The following is a 16,237-nucleotide window of genomic DNA, read 5'->3' on the forward strand; positions in this document are numbered from 1 at the left end:
GCCGTCTGTTCAGCCGGCGCCACCGAGCAGTTGCCGATAGATATCACCGATCGCCGTCGCTTCCTTTTCCAGGGCAAATTCGCTGCGCACGTGCCGCACGGCGTTTTCGCCTTGGCTAAGCGTCTGTTCGGGATTGGCGAGATAGAAGGCGATCGCTTTCGTCAGCGCCTCGCCATCGCCGGCGGGCACGATCGCGCCGGTTTCACCTGGTACAACAAGCTCGGCATAGGCGCCGGCGTCGGAGGCGACGACAGCGGTCCGTGAAGCCATGGCCTCGAGCGGCGTCAGGCCGAAACCTTCATTGCGGGAAGGGGCAACATAAAGTGTCGCGCGGCGATACCAAGGCCTTATATCGTCGACTTCACCGAGAAAGCGGATGCGGTCGCTGAGGCCGGCTGCGGTCACCATTTTTACCAGTTCGTCGCCGAAGCCGCGATGCTCAGCGGTTACGCGTCCGCAGACAACGGCGGTCCAGTCCGGATAACGCGGCAGAAGTTCGATCATCGCCTTGACGAAAAGATCCGTCCCCTTCTGATGGCGGACGCGGCCGAAGCAGCCGATCAGATAGGTGCCGGGCAGGCCGGTGGCGGCCATGCGATCGTTGGGCACTTCCGGCGGATGAAACATGTTCAGGTCGATGCCATGTTGGATGACGGTGTGCGGCACCTGCAAGAAGCTGCCGGAGCGGGTGCTTGTTGCGATCACGGCATCCATGCGTCGTATCAGCCACCGCGTATAGGCGGTGTGGCGGCGCTGGGCCGCCGAGGTAAAGACAAGCTTCAGCGGCATGCGCAGCACGGAGCGCAGCAACAAGCCGACCAGCATCTCGTTGTTGCGGCGGGCGTGCCAGACACGGACGCGGTGGCGGCGTGGCCTCATCCAAAGGCCGGGAAGCCGCGCCCAGCCAAGCTTCGGTAGATCTTCTGGCAAGCCCGGACCAAGCGTGGCGATATGGCAGCCGAGTTCGATTTGCTTCGGGATCAATTGCACGATCGTAGACGTAACGCCGGAGAGCCGGCGTTTGAAGTTCGTCGCGATGACCTCGATCTCGCTGAGATCGGTTGAGTGCGATGCGTCGCGATCGCGCACGGGCGATCAGCCCCAGGAGACGGAGAGGATCTCGTAGGCCTTGGCGCCGCCAGGCGCATTGACCTCGATGGAATCGCCGACTTCCTTACCGATCAGCGCGCGGGCGATCGGCGACGAGATGGAGATGCGACCGGCCTTCACGTCGGCTTCCTGGTCGCCGACGATCTGGTAGATCTTCTCTTCTTCGGTGTCCTCGTCGACGAGCTTCACCTTGGCGCCGAACTTGATCTTCGAGCCGGACATTTTGGAGAGGTCGATAACCTCGGCGCGCGCCGTCAGGTCTTCGAGTTCGCCAATGCGGCCTTCGTTGTGGCTCTGGGCTTCCTTGGCGGCGTGGTACTCGGCGTTTTCGGAGAGATCGCCATGGGCGCGCGCTTCCGAAATTGCTTCGATGATTCGCGGGCGCTCTTCCTGCTGACGCCAGCGCAGTTCTTCCTGCAGCTTGACGAACCCGTTCTGTGTCATCGGTACCTTTTCAACCATTTTTCTTGTCCTTCACTCCCTGCGTTGCTCTGTCGCAGACACAAAAGAAAACAGGTCCCGAAGCGGTACTTCGGAACCATACAGAGCCATTATCCTGTCATCTATAGCAGATTGCGACAGCCGATTTCCAGAAAATTCGGTGACTTATGGCGAGGCTGGTCTTGGCCGATCTCCGCTGAAGCCTGATTTTATGCACTCATCGGCCGGCGGGTTGGAGCACTCGTCGACCGCTGAGCGGGCAGGGGTATGTCTTCGCTAATGCTCCGTCATTCCGCTCGTCGGTACGGTCTCCACATGATGGAGCGTCGGCATGATCAGGATCACGCAGGCCGCAGCGGCGATCAGGCCAACGGCGGAGATGATGCTCGCCATATGCATTTCGGCGACGAATTCACTGCCGGCCGCTGTGCCTAGGACGGCGCTGAACAGCGCAACGCCGATTGCGCCGCCGACCTGCCTTGCGGCATTCACCACGCCCGAAGCGATGCCGACGGATTGGGGATCGGCATAGGCCAATGTCGCTGACATCACCGAGGGGATCGCGAGCGCAATGCCTGCCCCGGCGATCATGAAGGTGGGGGCGACCATGAAGGCGCTCGCGTCAGCGCCGATGGAAAACATGGCGGCATAGCCGACCGTCGCCAACAGCAGGCCGACCATCATGGTTGGGCGTATACCGAAATGCGCGGCAAGCCGGCCGGCCGCGACGTTGACGATCATGATAACGGCGCTCATCGGCACGAAGGCGACGCCAGCGGCAAAGGCGGATTTACCCTGCACCGTTTGGAAGAACAGGCTGAAGACGAAGATCATTCCATAGAAGACGAAGTTCAGGATGAAGCCCGCGAACGTCGCGACGGTGAAGCCGGTATTGCGAAACAGGCCAAGCGGCACCATCGGTTGGCGAATGCTGCTCTCGATAAAGAAGAAGGCGACGGCAAACAGGACGGCCACGATCAGGCCTGCCGCGATCCAGACGCCGCTACCGGCAACGTCGGCATGAGAGACGGCGGCTGTCAGGCACGCGAGCGCGGCGGCCGCGGTAAATTGACCGGCAAGGTCGAAATCGCGCTTCGTCCTCGCGAGCAGGGTCGGCCCATGGCGAAGCGTCAACCAGATGCCGATGATGCCGATCGGCACGTTCATGAGGAAGATCGTTCGCCAGCCGACGAGGCTGATCAAGGCTCCGCCGACTAGCGGACCCGCAGCGATGGCGAGGCTTCCCGAGCCAGCCCAGAGGCCGACGGCCTTGGCGCGTTCCCGGCTTTCCGGAAAGGCGCGTTGGAGCAGCGCCATGGCGGAAGGCACCAACAGTGCTGCTCCCAGGCCCTGCGCCACACGCGCCAGCGTCAGGATCAGGAAATTCGGCGCTGCGCCGCAGACGAGCGACGCCGCGAGGAAGATGGCGAAGCCCCAGAGGAAGGTGGCGCGGGCGCCGATGCGGTCGCTGAGCGCGCCGGCGCTGAGGAGGAAGGTGGCATAGGAAAGCGTGTAGGCGTTCAGCACCCACTGCAACTCTTCAAGCGGCACGTGAAAAGAGGACTGCAACGATTCGACGGCGACGTTGACCACCGAGACGTCGAGCGAAACCAGCATGATGCCGGTCATGGCGGCGAAAAGTACCATGAACGGCCGTGCTTCATTGGCGGCTTTCGCCTCCACAATTTCTATGTCGGACATTTGACGATAACTTGTTTTCCAGGAGAGGAGCGAACGCGTGGGAGGGCATTCGCTCGAGATAGAGCACTCTCTAGACCGATATCGCCTGAGGGACTATCTGCTATAAACTGAAAACACTCTTTAGGGATTACGGCATAATCGGAGTCTAAATGCGCGGCAGCGAATTCGCCGACCTCAGGGCCTTCATCACCATCGTGGAGCTCGGCACCTTCGCCCGCGCCGCGGCCCAGCTTCGCATTTCCCCCTCGACGCTCAGCCAGCGGATTCGTGAACTGGAAGAGCGTTTCGGCGTGCAGCTTCTCAATCGCACGACGCGCAGAGTATCGCTGACGGATGCCGGAACGCGGTTGATCGAGCGCATTCGGCCGGCAATGGCGGAGATGGAAGCGGCGGTCGAGGACCTCGGGAACCTCGGCGACACGCCGCGCGGCACGGTGCGTCTGCATGCGCCGCGACTTGCGGCCACCACCTTCATCGAGCCGGCGCTTGGGCGCTTCCACCAGGCCTATCCGGAGATCACGCTCGACCTCGCCGTCGACGATACCGTCATCAATATCGTCGAGGCGGGTTTCGATGTCGGTATCCGCCTTGGCGAGCTCCTCGAAAACGACATGATCGCCGTACCGCTCGGGCCGGATCTGCGGCAGATAGCGGTGGCTTCGCCGGAATATGTCGCCCGGCATGGTTGCCCCGAAACGCCGGCGGATCTCTTGCAGCATCGCTGCATCAACTGGCGGCAGCCGGGAAGCAGCGGCATCTACAATTGGGATTTCCAGCGCAACGGCCAATGGTTCGTGGTCGCGGTCAATGGGCCGCTTGTGGTTTCGGATCGCGCGTTTGCTATATCGGCAGCGCTGCAGGGTGTCGGCATTGCCTACTGGGCAGAGCACCGCGTGAGGCCGTTCATCGAAGAGGGCCGGCTCGTTCCCTTGCTGGAGGACTATTCGCCATCCTTTCCGGGATGGCACCTCTACTATCCCCGTCAGCGCCATATACCGCCGGCAGTCCGCACGCTGGTAGATTTTCTGAGGCGGGAGGGTCGCGAACGCCGATGAGGGCAGCCCTTCTCTCAAATCAAGAGAAGGGCTGCCCATCAGAAATAGCTCTGCAGCGGTCGGACTTCGAGGTTGCCGGCCTTCAGCGCCTTGATCGCCATAGCCGCAGCTTCGGCGCCGGCCATGGTGGTGTAGTAGGGCACTTTCTGCATCAGCGTCGCACGCCGCAGCGATTTCGAGTCCGAGATCGCCTTGTTGCTGTCGGTCGTGTTGATGACCAACTGAACCTGGCGGTTGCGGATGGCATCCTCGATATGCGGACGGCCTTCCAGCACCTTGTTGATCTTGGTGGCGCTGATGCCCTGTTCGGCCAAGTAGCGCTGGGTGCCGCCCGTTGCGAGCACCTTGAAGCCTAGCTCGGTCAACATACGGATGGCGGGCAGGACGCGCGGCTTGTCGTCGTCGCGGACGGAGACGAAGACGGTCCCATCACGTGGCAGTTCGACGCCGGCGCCGAGCTGCGACTTGGCGAAGGCCAGCGCAAAATCCGTATCCAGGCCGATGACTTCGCCGGTCGAGCGCATTTCCGGTCCAAGCAGGATGTCGACGCCCGGGAAGCGGGCGAAGGGGAAGACGGCTTCCTTGACGGCGATATGCTTGAGCTTGCGCGGATCAGGCTTTTCGCCATAGGCGGCGAAGGTCGCATCCAGCTTCTCGCCGGCCATGACGCGGGCGGCGATCTTGGCGATCGGTGCGCCGATGGTCTTGGCGACGAAGGGCACGGTGCGAGAGGCGCGGGGGTTGACTTCCAGCACGTAGACCGTGCCGTCCTTGATGGCGAACTGCACGTTCATCAAGCCACCGACGTTCAGTGCCTTGGCCATGGCCTTTGCCTGGCGTTCCAGTTCGTCGATCATTGCGGGCGACAGCGTGCGCGGCGGCAGCGAGCAGGCCGAGTCGCCCGAGTGGATGCCGGCCTCTTCGATATGCTCCATGATCCCGGCAACGTAGACGTCGGTGCCGTCAGACAGGCAGTCGACGTCGACTTCGATGGCGTTGGCGAGATAGCTGTCAAACAGCAGCGGGTTCTTGCCGAGCAGGGTATTGATCTGGCCGGTCTTGTCGTTCGGATAACGCTGCTTGATGTCTTCCGGCACGAGTTCCGGCACGGTGTCGAGAAGATAGGTCTGCAGCATGCTTTCCGAATGGATGATCTGCATCGCGCGGCCGCCGAGCACGTAGGAGGGGCGCACCACCAGCGGAAAGCCGATCTCGGCGGCGACGAGGCGGGCCTGTTCCACCGAATAGGCGATGCCGTTGTTCGGCTGGTTGAGGTCAAGCTTCATGAGAAGCTTCTGGAAACGGTCGCGGTCTTCGGCATGGTCGATCGCGTCCGGTGCGGTGCCGAGGATCGGGATGCCGTTCTTTTCCAAGGCTTCCGCTAGCTTCAGCGGCGTCTGGCCGCCGAACTGGACGATGACGCCAACCAACTCGCCGTTTTCCTGTTCCGCCTTCAGGATCTCGATCACGTCTTCAGCGGTCAGCGGCTCGAAATAAAGCCGGTCCGAGGTGTCGTAGTCGGTCGAGACGGTTTCCGGGTTGCAGTTGATCATGATCGCTTCATAGCCGGCATCCTTCAGCGCGAAGGCCGCGTGGCAGCAGCAATAGTCGAACTCGATGCCCTGGCCGATACGGTTCGGACCGCCGCCGAGGATGACGACCTTTTTGCGGTCGGAAACCTGCGCTTCGGAGCGGGCGGAACCGACGAAGGGCGTCTCATAGGTCGAATACATATAGGCGGTGGGCGAGGCGAACTCGGCGGCGCAGGTGTCAATGCGCTTGAAGACCGGGCGGACGTTCAGGCCGTTGCGCAGTTCCGCAACTTCCTTCGGGCGCTTGCCGGTCAGCGTCGCGAGGCGCGCATCCGAAAAGCCCATGGCCTTCAGCATGCGCAGGTTGGAGGCATCGTTCGGAAGGCCGTGTTCGCGGATGCGGGCTTCCATGTCGACGATGTTCTTCAGCTGCGCGATAAACCAGGGATCGATCTTGCAGCCTTCATGTACCTCTTCCGGCGTCATGCCGAGGCGCAGAGCCTGAGCCACCATGCGCAGACGATCGGGAGTGGGCGTGCCGATGGCGGCGCGGATGGCATTCTGGCTGCCTTCGCCTTCTTCAGTGCCGGGGATTTCGATCTCGTCGAGACCGGTGAGGCCGGTTTCCAGGCCGCGGAGCGCCTTCTGCAGCGATTCGGCAAAGGTGCGGCCGATCGCCATGACTTCGCCGACCGACTTCATCGCTGTGGTCAGCACCGGCGATGCGCCGGGGAATTTCTCGAAGGCGAAGCGCGGAATTTTCGTGACGACGTAATCGATCGACGGTTCGAACGATGCCGGCGTCGCGCCACCGGTGATGTCGTTTTCCAGCTCGTCCAGCGTATAGCCGATCGCCAGCTTGGCCGCGACCTTGGCGATCGGGAAGCCAGTGGCCTTCGACGCCAAGGCCGAGGAACGGGACACGCGCGGGTTCATTTCAATGACAACGAGGCGACCGTCCTTCGGATTGACGGCGAACTGGACGTTCGAACCACCAGTCTCGACACCGATCTCGCGCAGAACCGCGATCGAGGCGTTACGCATGATCTGGTATTCTTTGTCGGTTAGCGTCAGTGCCGGGGCGACGGTGATCGAGTCGCCGGTATGAACGCCCATCGGGTCGATATTTTCGATCGAGCAGATGATGATGCAATTGTCCGCCCTGTCGCGGACCACTTCCATCTCGAATTCCTTCCAGCCAAGCACCGATTCTTCGATCAGCACTTCCGTGGTCGGCGAAGCATCGAGACCACCGCCGACGATCTCGAAGAATTCCGAACGGTTATAGGCAATGCCGCCGCCGGTGCCACCCAGGGTGAAGGAGGGACGGATGATGGCCGGCAGGCCGACATGGTCGAGCGCCTGGGCGGCGATTGCCATGGCGTGGCTCATATAACGCTGCTTGCGATCGCTTTCGCCGAGGTTCCACTGGTTCTCCAGTTCGTCGAGCGCCTTGTCGAGGTCGTCGCCGGAGAGCTGCGCCTTCAGCTTGGTGCGTTCGGCTTCATGCGTCTTGCGGTCAGTATCCTTGATGTCGGTGGCGTTCGCCAACATCGAACGCGGGGTTTCGAGCCCGATACGGGCCATGGCTTCGCGGAAGAGGGCGCGGTCTTCCGCCATGTCGATCGCGGCCGGCTTGGCGCCGATCATTTCGACATTGTAGCGGTCGAGCACACCCATGCGCTTCAGCGAGAGCGCGGTGTTGAGTGCCGTCTGGCCACCCATGGTCGGCAGCAGTGCATCCGGGCGTTCCTTGGCGATGATCTTGGCGACCACTTCCGGGGTGATCGGCTCGACGTAGGTCGCGTCCGCCAGGCCTGGATCGGTCATGATCGTCGCCGGATTGGAGTTGACGAGGATGACGCGGTAGCCTTCTTCTCGGAGCGCCTTGCAGGCTTGCGTGCCGGAGTAGTCGAATTCGCAAGCCTGGCCAATGACGATCGGTCCTGCGCCGATGATGAGGATCGATTTGATATCTTGGCGCTTCGGCATGGGCTCACATCCGTTTTTTGTTGCGCGAAAAACCGGCCAGGGTGGGAGATCACCGGCCGGGGCGCATGGGCAAGTCTTTTCAGGCTAGAAGCGGCTTATAGGCAAATGTATTTGCAAACGGAACCCCATAAATCGCGGAATCGACAGGAATTCGGAAGAGACGGACGATAGTGCGAGGCGATCTGCCCGCGCTCGGTTTTTCCCGACCCATATCCCGTGGTTTTTCCTCGAACTCAAGTATCGAGTATGTAATGCGGCACGAAGCGAGACGTATCGCGGGTGATGGGCGTATCATCCTCACGAATGCCGATGCCGGCGGGCTGGCCGGCGACAATCCACGAGCCGATCACGGTCCAGTCGTTGCCGAAGCGCGGAAGCAGGTGCAATGCCTGCACGATATGGCCTTCCTCGCCGTAGGGTCCCTCGACATGATAGCTGCCATTGCCGGCTTCATAGTTGACGAGTGTCACATTGGCACCTTCGCGAGACAGCAGCGGTTTACGGACATAGCGATCCCCGAGATCGCCGATGCGCGGATCATCCTCGAAATAAGCAGGCAGCAGATTTTCATGGCCGGGGAACATCTCCCATAGCACCGGCAGCAGCCCCTTGTTGGACAGTGTGAGTTTCCAAAGGGGCTCGATTACACGCGTGGGCGTCCACGGCAGATGCCGGCCGAAAGGCTCGCGCACCATGTCTTCTAGAGGATAGAGCTTGAACAGGCAGTCGATGCGCTCGTCCTGAAGATCGATCAGCCAATGTTTGTGGTCGACGCCGATATCGGGCATTGCAATCAGCTTCGTCTTGCAGCCTGCCTGGGCCGCGCAATCGACGAGGTAGTTGAGTGTCACCAGGTCCTCTTCCGATTCCAGCATGCCGGCGAAATGCAAGCGTTGGGATGGGCCGGCGAGAAAACGCAAAGCTTCGATCAGGCGTTCGTGGATGGAGTTGAACTGGTCGGCGGCCGGCGAGATCTGTCCGCGCGCCTTCATGTCCTCCAGCCATCGCCATTGGAAAACGGCGCTTTCAAACAGGCTGGTCGGCGTGTCGGCATTGAATTCGAGCAGCTTTGCCGGACCGTTGCCATCATAGGAGAGGTCGAAACGGCCATAAAGATCGCGCTCATGGCTGCGCCAGGAGCGGAGGACAGCGTCGTGATAGGCTTGCGGAATGGCCATTCGCTGCATCAGCGCACCATCCGAAACGATCCTGTCGACGGCGGCATAGCACATTCGCAGCAGCTTCGCGGAAGGATCTTCCAGCCTTGTTTCTACCTCCTCGAGGGTAAAGGCGTAGGCGTGCCGCTCATCCCAGTAACGCTGCCCGTACATAGAGTGGATGGTGAACCCACAAGCTTCGGCGTCGGCCTTCCAATCGGGCCGCTCGTTCATGACAACGCGTTTCATCGCCTCACCGCCTTAGCCCGAAAGGTGGAAGCCGCGAAAACCCCAGCCGCCGCGTTCCACTGCGCTGGCCGAGCGTGTGGACTGCTCGGAGGACGATCTCCAGATGCCACCACCTCCGCCGCCCGAAGACGACGACGATTGCGTATCGTCATCTCTTTTCTTTGCGGCATAGGAGGGCTTTCCAAGCAAAGTGCCGTTTGCAAGGCTGTGGCCGGTCGCCGTTCGGAAATCGTTGCTGCCGTTCGGCCGATAGAGTGCCTTGGCGTCGAGCGTTCTGGAGGCGCTGCCGACGATGTACCCAGCCAACAAAGGAATGAAGTGGCCTGTGCCTGCCTGATGCAGGCTGGTCGTCGGCTGGCAATTGTTGACGCCATAGTCCTTTTCGCAGTTCGCCGCAGTTTCATAGGCAGGCGCATTCTGTTCACGCTCGGTTTCGGCGGCGGCAAATTGGGATCGGCATTCGGCAGCAGAGAAGACTTCACCTGCGATACAGGCATCGACGTCCTTGTAGATCTGGACTGTTTCTTCCTTCTGGCCACAGCCTGTCAGCGCTGCCGTTCCCATCAGCAGCAGGGACACACTCATCGATCGTTTCATCAAACCCTCGGCGCATAGCGCATACGTTCACGCGCCTTTACATTTCAATTATGACGCGCATATAGGTCACTCAACTGCAATGTCCGCGAAAGGCGGGATTGCGGTTGTCCACATGACCGTAAAATGCAACGTAAAGAATATTGGCGCGTGCAACCAAGTAGGTTTGCGCCTGAGATATTTAAAGAATGGCCGCCCAGTTTTTGTTGGTATCGAAGGTTCGATGCGCGCAATGATGAATTTTTTCTTTCTGGTTTTCATAATTTACGGTGACACGGTATATTTCAGAAAGAGCTAGACTTGTTCTCTCAAGGACCTGCATCGCCGGGAGGTGCATTATGGATTGGAAGGGACGTCGGCAATCCGACAATATCGAGGATGAACGCGGCTCGTCGCCGATGAGGGGCGGCTCGGGAGGTGGTCCCTTCGGCGGCGGTATGGGCTTTCCCGGCGGCGGCATGCGGCGCGGCGGCGGCTTGAGCATCAGCACGATTATCATTCTGGTGGTGATTTTCCTGGTGCTGAAGGCCATGGGTATCGACGTGATGGGGCTGTTGCAGCAGGGCGGCGCCCTGGATGGTGGCACCGGGCCTGGTTACGAACAGAGCGATTCGAGCGGCGGTAATGCCCCGCCCGCCAACGACGAGATGAAGCAGTTCGTGGCGACGGTGCTCGCCGATACGGAAGACACATGGACCGGCATCTTCAAGTCGATGGGCCAGACCTACACCGATCCGAAACTGGTGCTGTTCTCGGGCCGTTTCCCTTCAGCCTGCGGCACGGCCTCGGCAGCAACCGGGCCGTTCTATTGCCCGAGTGACCAGAAGGTCTATCTCGACATGGCCTTCTTCCAGCAGATGAAGGATCAGTTCGGCGCTGCCGGCGATTTTGCGCAGGCCTATGTGATCGCGCACGAAGTCGGCCACCATGTTCAGGACCTGCTCGGCATTCTGCCGAAGTTCAATCAAGCGCGCCAGAATATGAGCGAGGCGGATGCGAACAAGTTGTCGGTGCGCATCGAGCTGCAAGCCGACTGCTTTGCCGGCATCTGGGGAAAGTTCACTCAACAGAAGGGCATTCTGCAGGAAGGCGACCTCGAAGAGGCGCTGAATGCCGCGCAGCAGATCGGCGACGACACGCTCCAAAAGCGCAGCCAGGGCTATGTCGTCCCGGACAGTTTCAACCATGGTACTTCGGCGCAGCGCGTGAAATGGTTCAAACAGGGCTTCGGATCCGGCAAGCTCAGCGACTGCGATACGCTGAACAATCCGGTGTGAGTTCCAGCGCCTTCTCCCCTCGGCCATACGAGGGGAGAAGGCGGAGCCGCTTTTATTTTTCACTGTCCATATGCGCCAGCTGCGCTTCCGGATAACGGCCGCCGACGGCGGCATCCTTCGGGACTGCGCGTTCGATCGCTGCGAAATCCGCTTCGGACAATTCGACGGATAGCGAACCGAGAGCCTCGGTCAGGCGATCGCGGCGGCGGGCGCCGACGAGTGGTATGATGTCCTTGCCCTGGGCGTCGACCCAGGCGATGGCGATCTGGGCGACGCTGACACCCTTGGTGTCGGCGATCTGGCGCAATGCTTCCACCAATTCCAGGTTCTTTTCGACATTGCCTCCCTGAAAGCGCGGGCTGAAGGCGCGGAAATCGCCCTTCTGCGCCGCATCCTTCTGCCAGTGGCCGCTGATCAGGCCGCGGGAGAGGACGCCGTAGGCGGTGATGCCGATGCCGAGTTCACGGCAGGTGGGCAGGATCTGATCTTCGATGCCGCGCGAGATCAGCGAATATTCGATTTGCAGATCGACGATCGGATGCACGGCTGCCGCACGGCGGATGGTGTCGGCGCCAACCTCGGAAAGGCCGATATGCCTGATATAGCCTTCCTTGATCAGGTCGGCCATGGCGCCGACCTGCTCTTCGATTGGTACGTTCGGATCGAGGCGGGCGGGGCGGTAGATATCGATATAGTCGACGCCGAGGCGCTGCAGCGTGTAGGCGAGGAAGTTCCTAATCGCGGTCGGACGGGCATCATAGCCCGACCAGGCGCCAGCCGGATCGCGCAGCGCGCCGAATTTGACGCTGAGCAGGAAATCGTCGCGCTTCAGCCCTTTGATCGCCTCGCCGATCAGCATTTCATTGTGGCCCATGCCATAGAAATCGCCGGTATCGAGCAGGTTGATGCCGGCATCGAGGGCAGCGTGGATGGTGGCGATGCCTTCGGCGCGATCGGAGGGTCCGTACATGCCGGACATGCCCATGCAGCCGAGGCCGATGGCGGATACTTTAGGGCCGGCCTTGCCCAATTGATGCATCTGCATTTCAGTTCTCCTTGGTCAGCGGCGCCCTCGTCATCTTTAAGCGGCGTCTTCGAGAATGGTTTTACTCTATCGGCTTTTGTGCGATAATCTGGGTAAATCGAAACGGGTTGTTTGAAATTTTGTACAATGGATGATTTGCCGCTTGCCGACCTCGATGCCTTTGCCGCCGTTGCCCGCGAGCGCAGTTTTCGTGAGGCAGCACGCAAGCGCCATGTCTCCGCGTCATCATTGAGTGAAGCGCTGCGACGGCTCGAAGAGCGGCTCGGTGTACGCCTGCTCAACCGTACCACCCGCAGCGTCACGCCGACAGAGGCGGGCGAGCGGCTGATCGAGCGGCTGACGCCGGCGATAGGCGAAATCGCCACCGCGCTCGACGATATCAATACATTTCGTGACAGTCTTGGCGGAACTTTGCGGCTGAATGTGCCGACGGTGGCTGCCATCGTCATCATGCCGGGGATCATCAACCGCTTTCTCAAAGCCTATCCAGGCATCTCGGTCGAAATCGTCGCCGAAGACAGTTTTATCGATGTGCTGGCGGCGGGCTATGATGCTGGCATTCGTTATGATGAGCGGCTGGAACGGGACATGATCGCCGTGCCGATCGGGCCGCGGCAGCAACGCTACATCACCGCCGCGTCTCCGGCCTATCTTGCGGCAAATGGTACGCCCCGTCACCCGCGCGACATTCTCGACCATCGCTGCATCCGCCACCGCTTCGTCAGCGGTTCGGCCTTTCCCTGGGAGTTCGAAAAGGACGGGGAGACGGTCGTTATTTCGCCACCCATGGTTCTCGCCACCAATTCGGTCGATATCGAACGCAGCGCTGCCGTGGAGGGTCACGGCCTCATCCGGACCTTCACGGAATTCGTTGCGCCACAGATCGCGAGCGGTGACCTGATACCGATTCTCGAAGACTGGGAAGCAGCTTTTGCCGGCCCGTTTCTCTATTATGCAAGCCGCCGCCACATGCCGGCGCCGCTTCGGGCCTTCCTCGATTTTCTGAAATTGGAGCAGCGCCGGATGAACGAGGTGTAGGCGTCATCTTTGCGCCAAGGATCAAAAAAATCGGCCGATAAATCAAGAAGATTGAAGCGTTCACTGATTGTTTCCGGCAAAATCTTTAGGTAAGGGGGACGCTCCGGTTTTTCGTTCACGTTCTGTCTCTTCATGGAGATGGGGCCCCCAATAGGCAAACTCCATGATGGATCAGAAATTCGTACGTCGCGGCCTGTTCCTGGTCTTCATCATCTTGTTCCTCGACGTCATCGGCATTGCCATCATCATGCCGGTCATGCCGAAATACCTGGAAGAGCTGACGGGCGCTTCGGTCAGCGAGGCGGCCACAGACGGCGGCTGGCTGCTGCTTGCCTATGCCGCCATGCAGTTCTTGTTCTCGCCGCTGATCGGCAATTTGAGCGACCGTTTCGGCCGCCGTCCGATCTTGCTTGCCTCCGTGCTGACCTTCGCGATCGACAATTTTATCTGCGCCATTGCCGGTACCTATTGGATATTGTTCGCTGGCCGTATCCTGGCCGGCATCAGCGGGGCGAGTTTCTCGACATGCTCTGCTTATATCGCCGACATCAGCACCGACGAGAACCGGGCGAAGAATTTCGGCCTGATCGGCATGGCCTTCGGTGTCGGCTTTGTGCTCGGCCCCGTCATTGGCGGTTTCCTCGGTGAGTTCGGTCCGCGCGCACCCTTTTATGGCGCCGCGGCGCTCTCATTCCTGAACTTTATCGGCGCTTTTTTCCTGCTGCCGGAAACGCTGGAAGCAAAGAACCGTCGTCGTTTCGAGTTCTGGCGCGCCAGTCCGCTCGGTGCGTTGCGGCAGGTGCGTCGTTATCGGGGCCTCGGTTGGATATTCGTCGTCATGTTCTTCAACTGGCTGGCGCATGGCGTCTTTCCGGCCGTCTGGTCCTTTGTCACATCCTATCGTTATGGGTGGACCTCGTGGGAGATCGGCATTTCGCTCGGCACCTACGGCATCGGTATGGCGCTGGTAATGGGGTTCGCTTTGCCCCGCATCGTGCCGATACTCGGCGAATGGAAGACTGTGGTGTTCGGGCTTATTTTCTCGGGAGTAGGCCTGCTGGGATATGCCTTCGCCTGGCAGGGCTGGATGGTCTATGCCGTCATCGTGGTTACGGTGATCGAAAACGTCTCGGATGCGCCGCTGCGCTCCATCGCTGCAAGTAAAGTGCCGCCGTCGGCGCAGGGCGAACTGCAAGGCGCTCTCGGTAGCCTCACCAGCATTACCGCGATCATCGGACCGGTGTTGTTTCCCTATCTGTTTCGCTATTTCACCGCGCCAACCGCACCGGTCGTCTTCGCCGGCGCGCCGTTCATCATGTCGGCGATCCTCATCCTTGCTGCGGTGATCGTCTTTGTTGCCAAGGTGCATAAGGATGAGCCGAAAGCCGTGGCGGAGCCATCCGTTCAAGAAGTGGCCTAAATAATCATCAGATATTTTGATGATCTGATGAATTCTTCAGCATCAAGGCTTTGCCGACTGGCTTTTCGGGCGAAGTTGCGTTAAGTCGACAAGCTTGCGCACCCTAGGGTAGGGCGGTTTGCGCTGTCTTAAAATCGAGTTTTCGAGATGGATATGCCGGTAGCTGCGCGCCCGTTCGCGCACGACAACAATAATTCGTGGTCTGCGCATGTCCGCGCCACGCTGGCGCTCGGCATTCCGCTGATCGGCGCGCAGCTGGCGCAGCTTGGCATCAACACCACGGATGTGATGATCGTCGGCCGTCTCGGTGCCGAGCAACTGGCCGCCATGGTTCTTGCCGGCCAGTTCCTGTTCACGATTCTGATCTTCGGTTCCGGTTTCGCGATCGCCGTCGTGCCGCTGGTGGCGCAGGCCTATGGTCATGGCGACGTCACTTCGGTCCGCCGGGCGTTGCGCATGGGGCTTTGGGTCGTCACTGCTTATTGGCTGGTGGCCCAGCCGGCCTTTCTCTATTCCGAGCAAATCCTGTTGGCCGCAGGCCAGAAGCCCGACGTGGCGAAGCTTGCCAGCGAATATATCGCCATCGGCCATTTCGCCGTGCTGCCGGGATTGCTTTACAACGTTATCCGCGCCCTGGTCAGCGCCATAGGCCGAGCCGGTGTCATTCTCTATGTCACCATCACCATGTTGGTGATGAATGCAGTGCTTGCCTATTGCCTGGTGCTTGGCCATTTCGGCATGCCGGCGCTCGGGCTGCATGGCGCGGCTATGGTGTCGGTCGCCGTTCAAACGGCGGGCTTCCTGTTTATCGTCGCTTATGTGCAGAGCCGCGAAGACACACGCCGCTACGAAATCTTCGTCCGTCTTTGGCGGCCGGATTGGCATGCATTGTGGGAAGTGGTTCGCCTTGGATTTCCGATCAGCATCACGGTTTTGGCAGAAGTCAGCCTCTTTACGGCCGCTTCACTGTTGATGGGACAGATCGGCACGATCGAGCTTGCCGCGCATGGCATCGCGCTGCAATGGGCATCGATTGCCTTCATGATCCCGCTCGGCCTCAGCCAGGCGGCGACCGTTCGGGTTGGTGTTGCGCATGGGCAGGGAGATCACGCGGGGTTGACGCGCGCGGCAATCGTCGTGCTCATCGTTTCGAGCTGCATCTCGCTGTTTGGCAGCATCCTGTTCGCCACCATGCCGACATGGCTCGGAAGCTGGTTTCTTGACGTGACCTCGGCCGATGCGCCGAAGGTGCTCGCCTATGCCGCACCGTTGATTGTTGTCGCGGGGTTGTTCCAGCTCGTCGACGGTCTGCAGGCGATCGCCAGCGGTCTGCTGCGTGGTCTGAAGGATGCGCGCGTGCCGATGATCCTTGCATTGATTGCCTATTGGCCGATCGGCTTCTTCCTGGCGTGGCTCCTTGCCTTCCCGCTTGGCTTCGGTGGCATCGGCATCTGGTTCGGCTTTCTTTTGGGGCTCGCCTCGGCGGCGACGATGCTCTGCGCGCGGTTCTATATCCTGGTCCGCTCGGAGAAAATGGCCGGCTGATGCCGGCCATTTTTTACGCCTGAGCGGCAAGACTGCTGACAAATATTGACAGCATGATCCCGTATATTGGTCATATACCAA

12 protein-coding genes are annotated in these 16,237 nt (G+C 60.4%); 5 read left to right on the plus strand and 7 right to left on the minus strand.

The genetic code is table 11. From position 1 onward, the window contains the following. Positions 1-9: 9 nt before the first annotated feature. The 3 genes from FHT86_RS02465 to FHT86_RS02475 form a co-directional block, all read right to left on the minus strand. Positions 10-1,089: a glycosyltransferase family 4 protein gene (locus tag FHT86_RS02465; protein ID WP_133705286.1), complete on the minus strand. Its 1,080-nt coding sequence runs from the start codon at positions 1,087-1,089 to the stop codon at positions 10-12. A gap of 6 nt (positions 1,090-1,095) precedes the next feature. Next, a complete protein-coding gene (gene greA / locus FHT86_RS02470; RefSeq protein ID WP_133705287.1) occupies positions 1,096-1,572 on the minus strand; it encodes a transcription elongation factor GreA in 477 nt (158 codons plus the stop codon). Between the two features lie 255 nt (positions 1,573-1,827). Beyond that, positions 1,828-3,252 (minus strand): MFS transporter, encoded by a 1,425-nt coding sequence (locus tag FHT86_RS02475; protein ID WP_133705288.1) that lies wholly within the window; start codon positions 3,250-3,252, stop codon positions 1,828-1,830. Positions 3,253-3,401: 149 nt separating this feature from the next. Here FHT86_RS02475 and FHT86_RS02480 point away from each other — a divergent pair, with 149 nt between their 5' ends. After that, on the plus strand, positions 3,402-4,307 hold the full coding sequence (locus tag FHT86_RS02480; RefSeq protein ID WP_133705289.1) for a LysR family transcriptional regulator: 906 nt from the start codon (positions 3,402-3,404) through the stop codon (positions 4,305-4,307). A gap of 38 nt (positions 4,308-4,345) precedes the next feature. Here FHT86_RS02480 and carB read toward each other — a convergent pair whose 3' ends face one another. The 3 genes from carB to FHT86_RS02495 all read right to left on the minus strand — a co-directional run bounded on the left by carB (position 4,346) and on the right by FHT86_RS02495 (position 9,822). Next, positions 4,346-7,831, minus strand: a complete 3,486-nt coding sequence (gene carB, locus FHT86_RS02485) for a carbamoyl-phosphate synthase large subunit (RefSeq protein WP_133705290.1) — start codon at positions 7,829-7,831, stop codon at positions 4,346-4,348. Positions 7,832-8,064: 233 nt separating this feature from the next. Next, complete coding sequence (locus FHT86_RS02490) at positions 8,065-9,237, minus strand: glutathionylspermidine synthase family protein (RefSeq protein ID WP_133705291.1); 1,173 nt, start codon at positions 9,235-9,237, stop codon at positions 8,065-8,067. Between the two features lie 12 nt (positions 9,238-9,249). Continuing rightward, complete coding sequence (locus FHT86_RS02495) at positions 9,250-9,822, minus strand: DUF1190 domain-containing protein (protein WP_166656723.1); 573 nt, start codon at positions 9,820-9,822, stop codon at positions 9,250-9,252. 347 nt (positions 9,823-10,169) lie between these two features. On the opposite strand from FHT86_RS02495, the gene FHT86_RS02500 reads away from it, so the two are divergent. Continuing rightward, positions 10,170-11,108, plus strand: a complete 939-nt coding sequence (locus FHT86_RS02500; RefSeq protein ID WP_133705293.1) for a neutral zinc metallopeptidase — start codon at positions 10,170-10,172, stop codon at positions 11,106-11,108. Positions 11,109-11,160: 52 nt separating this feature from the next. Here the strand turns inward: FHT86_RS02500 and FHT86_RS02505 are convergent, their stop codons facing one another. Next, the gene (locus tag FHT86_RS02505; RefSeq protein ID WP_133705294.1) at positions 11,161-12,153 is read right to left on the minus strand and encodes an aldo/keto reductase; all 993 of its coding nucleotides are present in this window, start codon (positions 12,151-12,153) and stop codon (positions 11,161-11,163) included. 126 nt (positions 12,154-12,279) lie between these two features. Here FHT86_RS02505 and FHT86_RS02510 point away from each other — a divergent pair, with 126 nt between their 5' ends. The 3 genes from FHT86_RS02510 (at position 12,280) to FHT86_RS02520 (ending at position 16,156) form a co-directional block, all read left to right on the plus strand. Next, positions 12,280-13,191, plus strand: a complete 912-nt coding sequence (locus FHT86_RS02510; RefSeq protein WP_133705295.1) for a LysR family transcriptional regulator — start codon at positions 12,280-12,282, stop codon at positions 13,189-13,191. A 163-nt stretch (positions 13,192-13,354) separates the two neighbouring features. After that, positions 13,355-14,611, plus strand: a complete 1,257-nt coding sequence (locus FHT86_RS02515; RefSeq protein WP_133705296.1) for a TCR/Tet family MFS transporter — start codon at positions 13,355-13,357, stop codon at positions 14,609-14,611. Between the two features lie 147 nt (positions 14,612-14,758). Next, positions 14,759-16,156 (plus strand): MATE family efflux transporter, encoded by a 1,398-nt coding sequence (locus FHT86_RS02520; protein WP_133705297.1) that lies wholly within the window; start codon positions 14,759-14,761, stop codon positions 16,154-16,156. The last annotated feature ends 81 nt before the right edge of the window (positions 16,157-16,237 follow it).

The organism is Rhizobium sp. BK313 (genome assembly GCF_014193655.1).
Lineage (GTDB): Bacteria > Pseudomonadota > Alphaproteobacteria > Rhizobiales > Rhizobiaceae > Rhizobium.

Bases quoted from the DNA above. Each gene is read 5' to 3' on its own strand.
- greA (WP_133705287.1), bottom strand. From the start codon at position 1,572: ATGGTTGAAAAGGTACCGATGACACAGAACGGGTTCGTCAAGCTGCAG.
- FHT86_RS02475 (WP_133705288.1), bottom strand. From the start codon at position 3,252: ATGTCCGACATAGAAATTGTGGAGGCGAAAGCCGCCAATGAAGCACGG.
- FHT86_RS02480 (WP_133705289.1), top strand. From the start codon at position 3,402: ATGCGCGGCAGCGAATTCGCCGACCTCAGGGCCTTCATCACCATCGTG.
- carB (WP_133705290.1), bottom strand. From the start codon at position 7,831: ATGCCGAAGCGCCAAGATATCAAATCGATCCTCATCATCGGCGCAGGA.
- FHT86_RS02490 (WP_133705291.1), bottom strand. From the start codon at position 9,237: ATGAAACGCGTTGTCATGAACGAGCGGCCCGATTGGAAGGCCGACGCC.
- FHT86_RS02495 (WP_166656723.1), bottom strand. From the start codon at position 9,822: ATGAGTGTGTCCCTGCTGCTGATGGGAACGGCAGCGCTGACAGGCTGT.
- FHT86_RS02500 (WP_133705293.1), top strand. From the start codon at position 10,170: ATGGATTGGAAGGGACGTCGGCAATCCGACAATATCGAGGATGAACGC.
- FHT86_RS02505 (WP_133705294.1), bottom strand. From the start codon at position 12,153: ATGCAGATGCATCAATTGGGCAAGGCCGGCCCTAAAGTATCCGCCATC.
- FHT86_RS02510 (WP_133705295.1), top strand. From the start codon at position 12,280: ATGGATGATTTGCCGCTTGCCGACCTCGATGCCTTTGCCGCCGTTGCC.
- FHT86_RS02515 (WP_133705296.1), top strand. From the start codon at position 13,355: ATGATGGATCAGAAATTCGTACGTCGCGGCCTGTTCCTGGTCTTCATC.
- FHT86_RS02520 (WP_133705297.1), top strand. From the start codon at position 14,759: ATGGATATGCCGGTAGCTGCGCGCCCGTTCGCGCACGACAACAATAAT.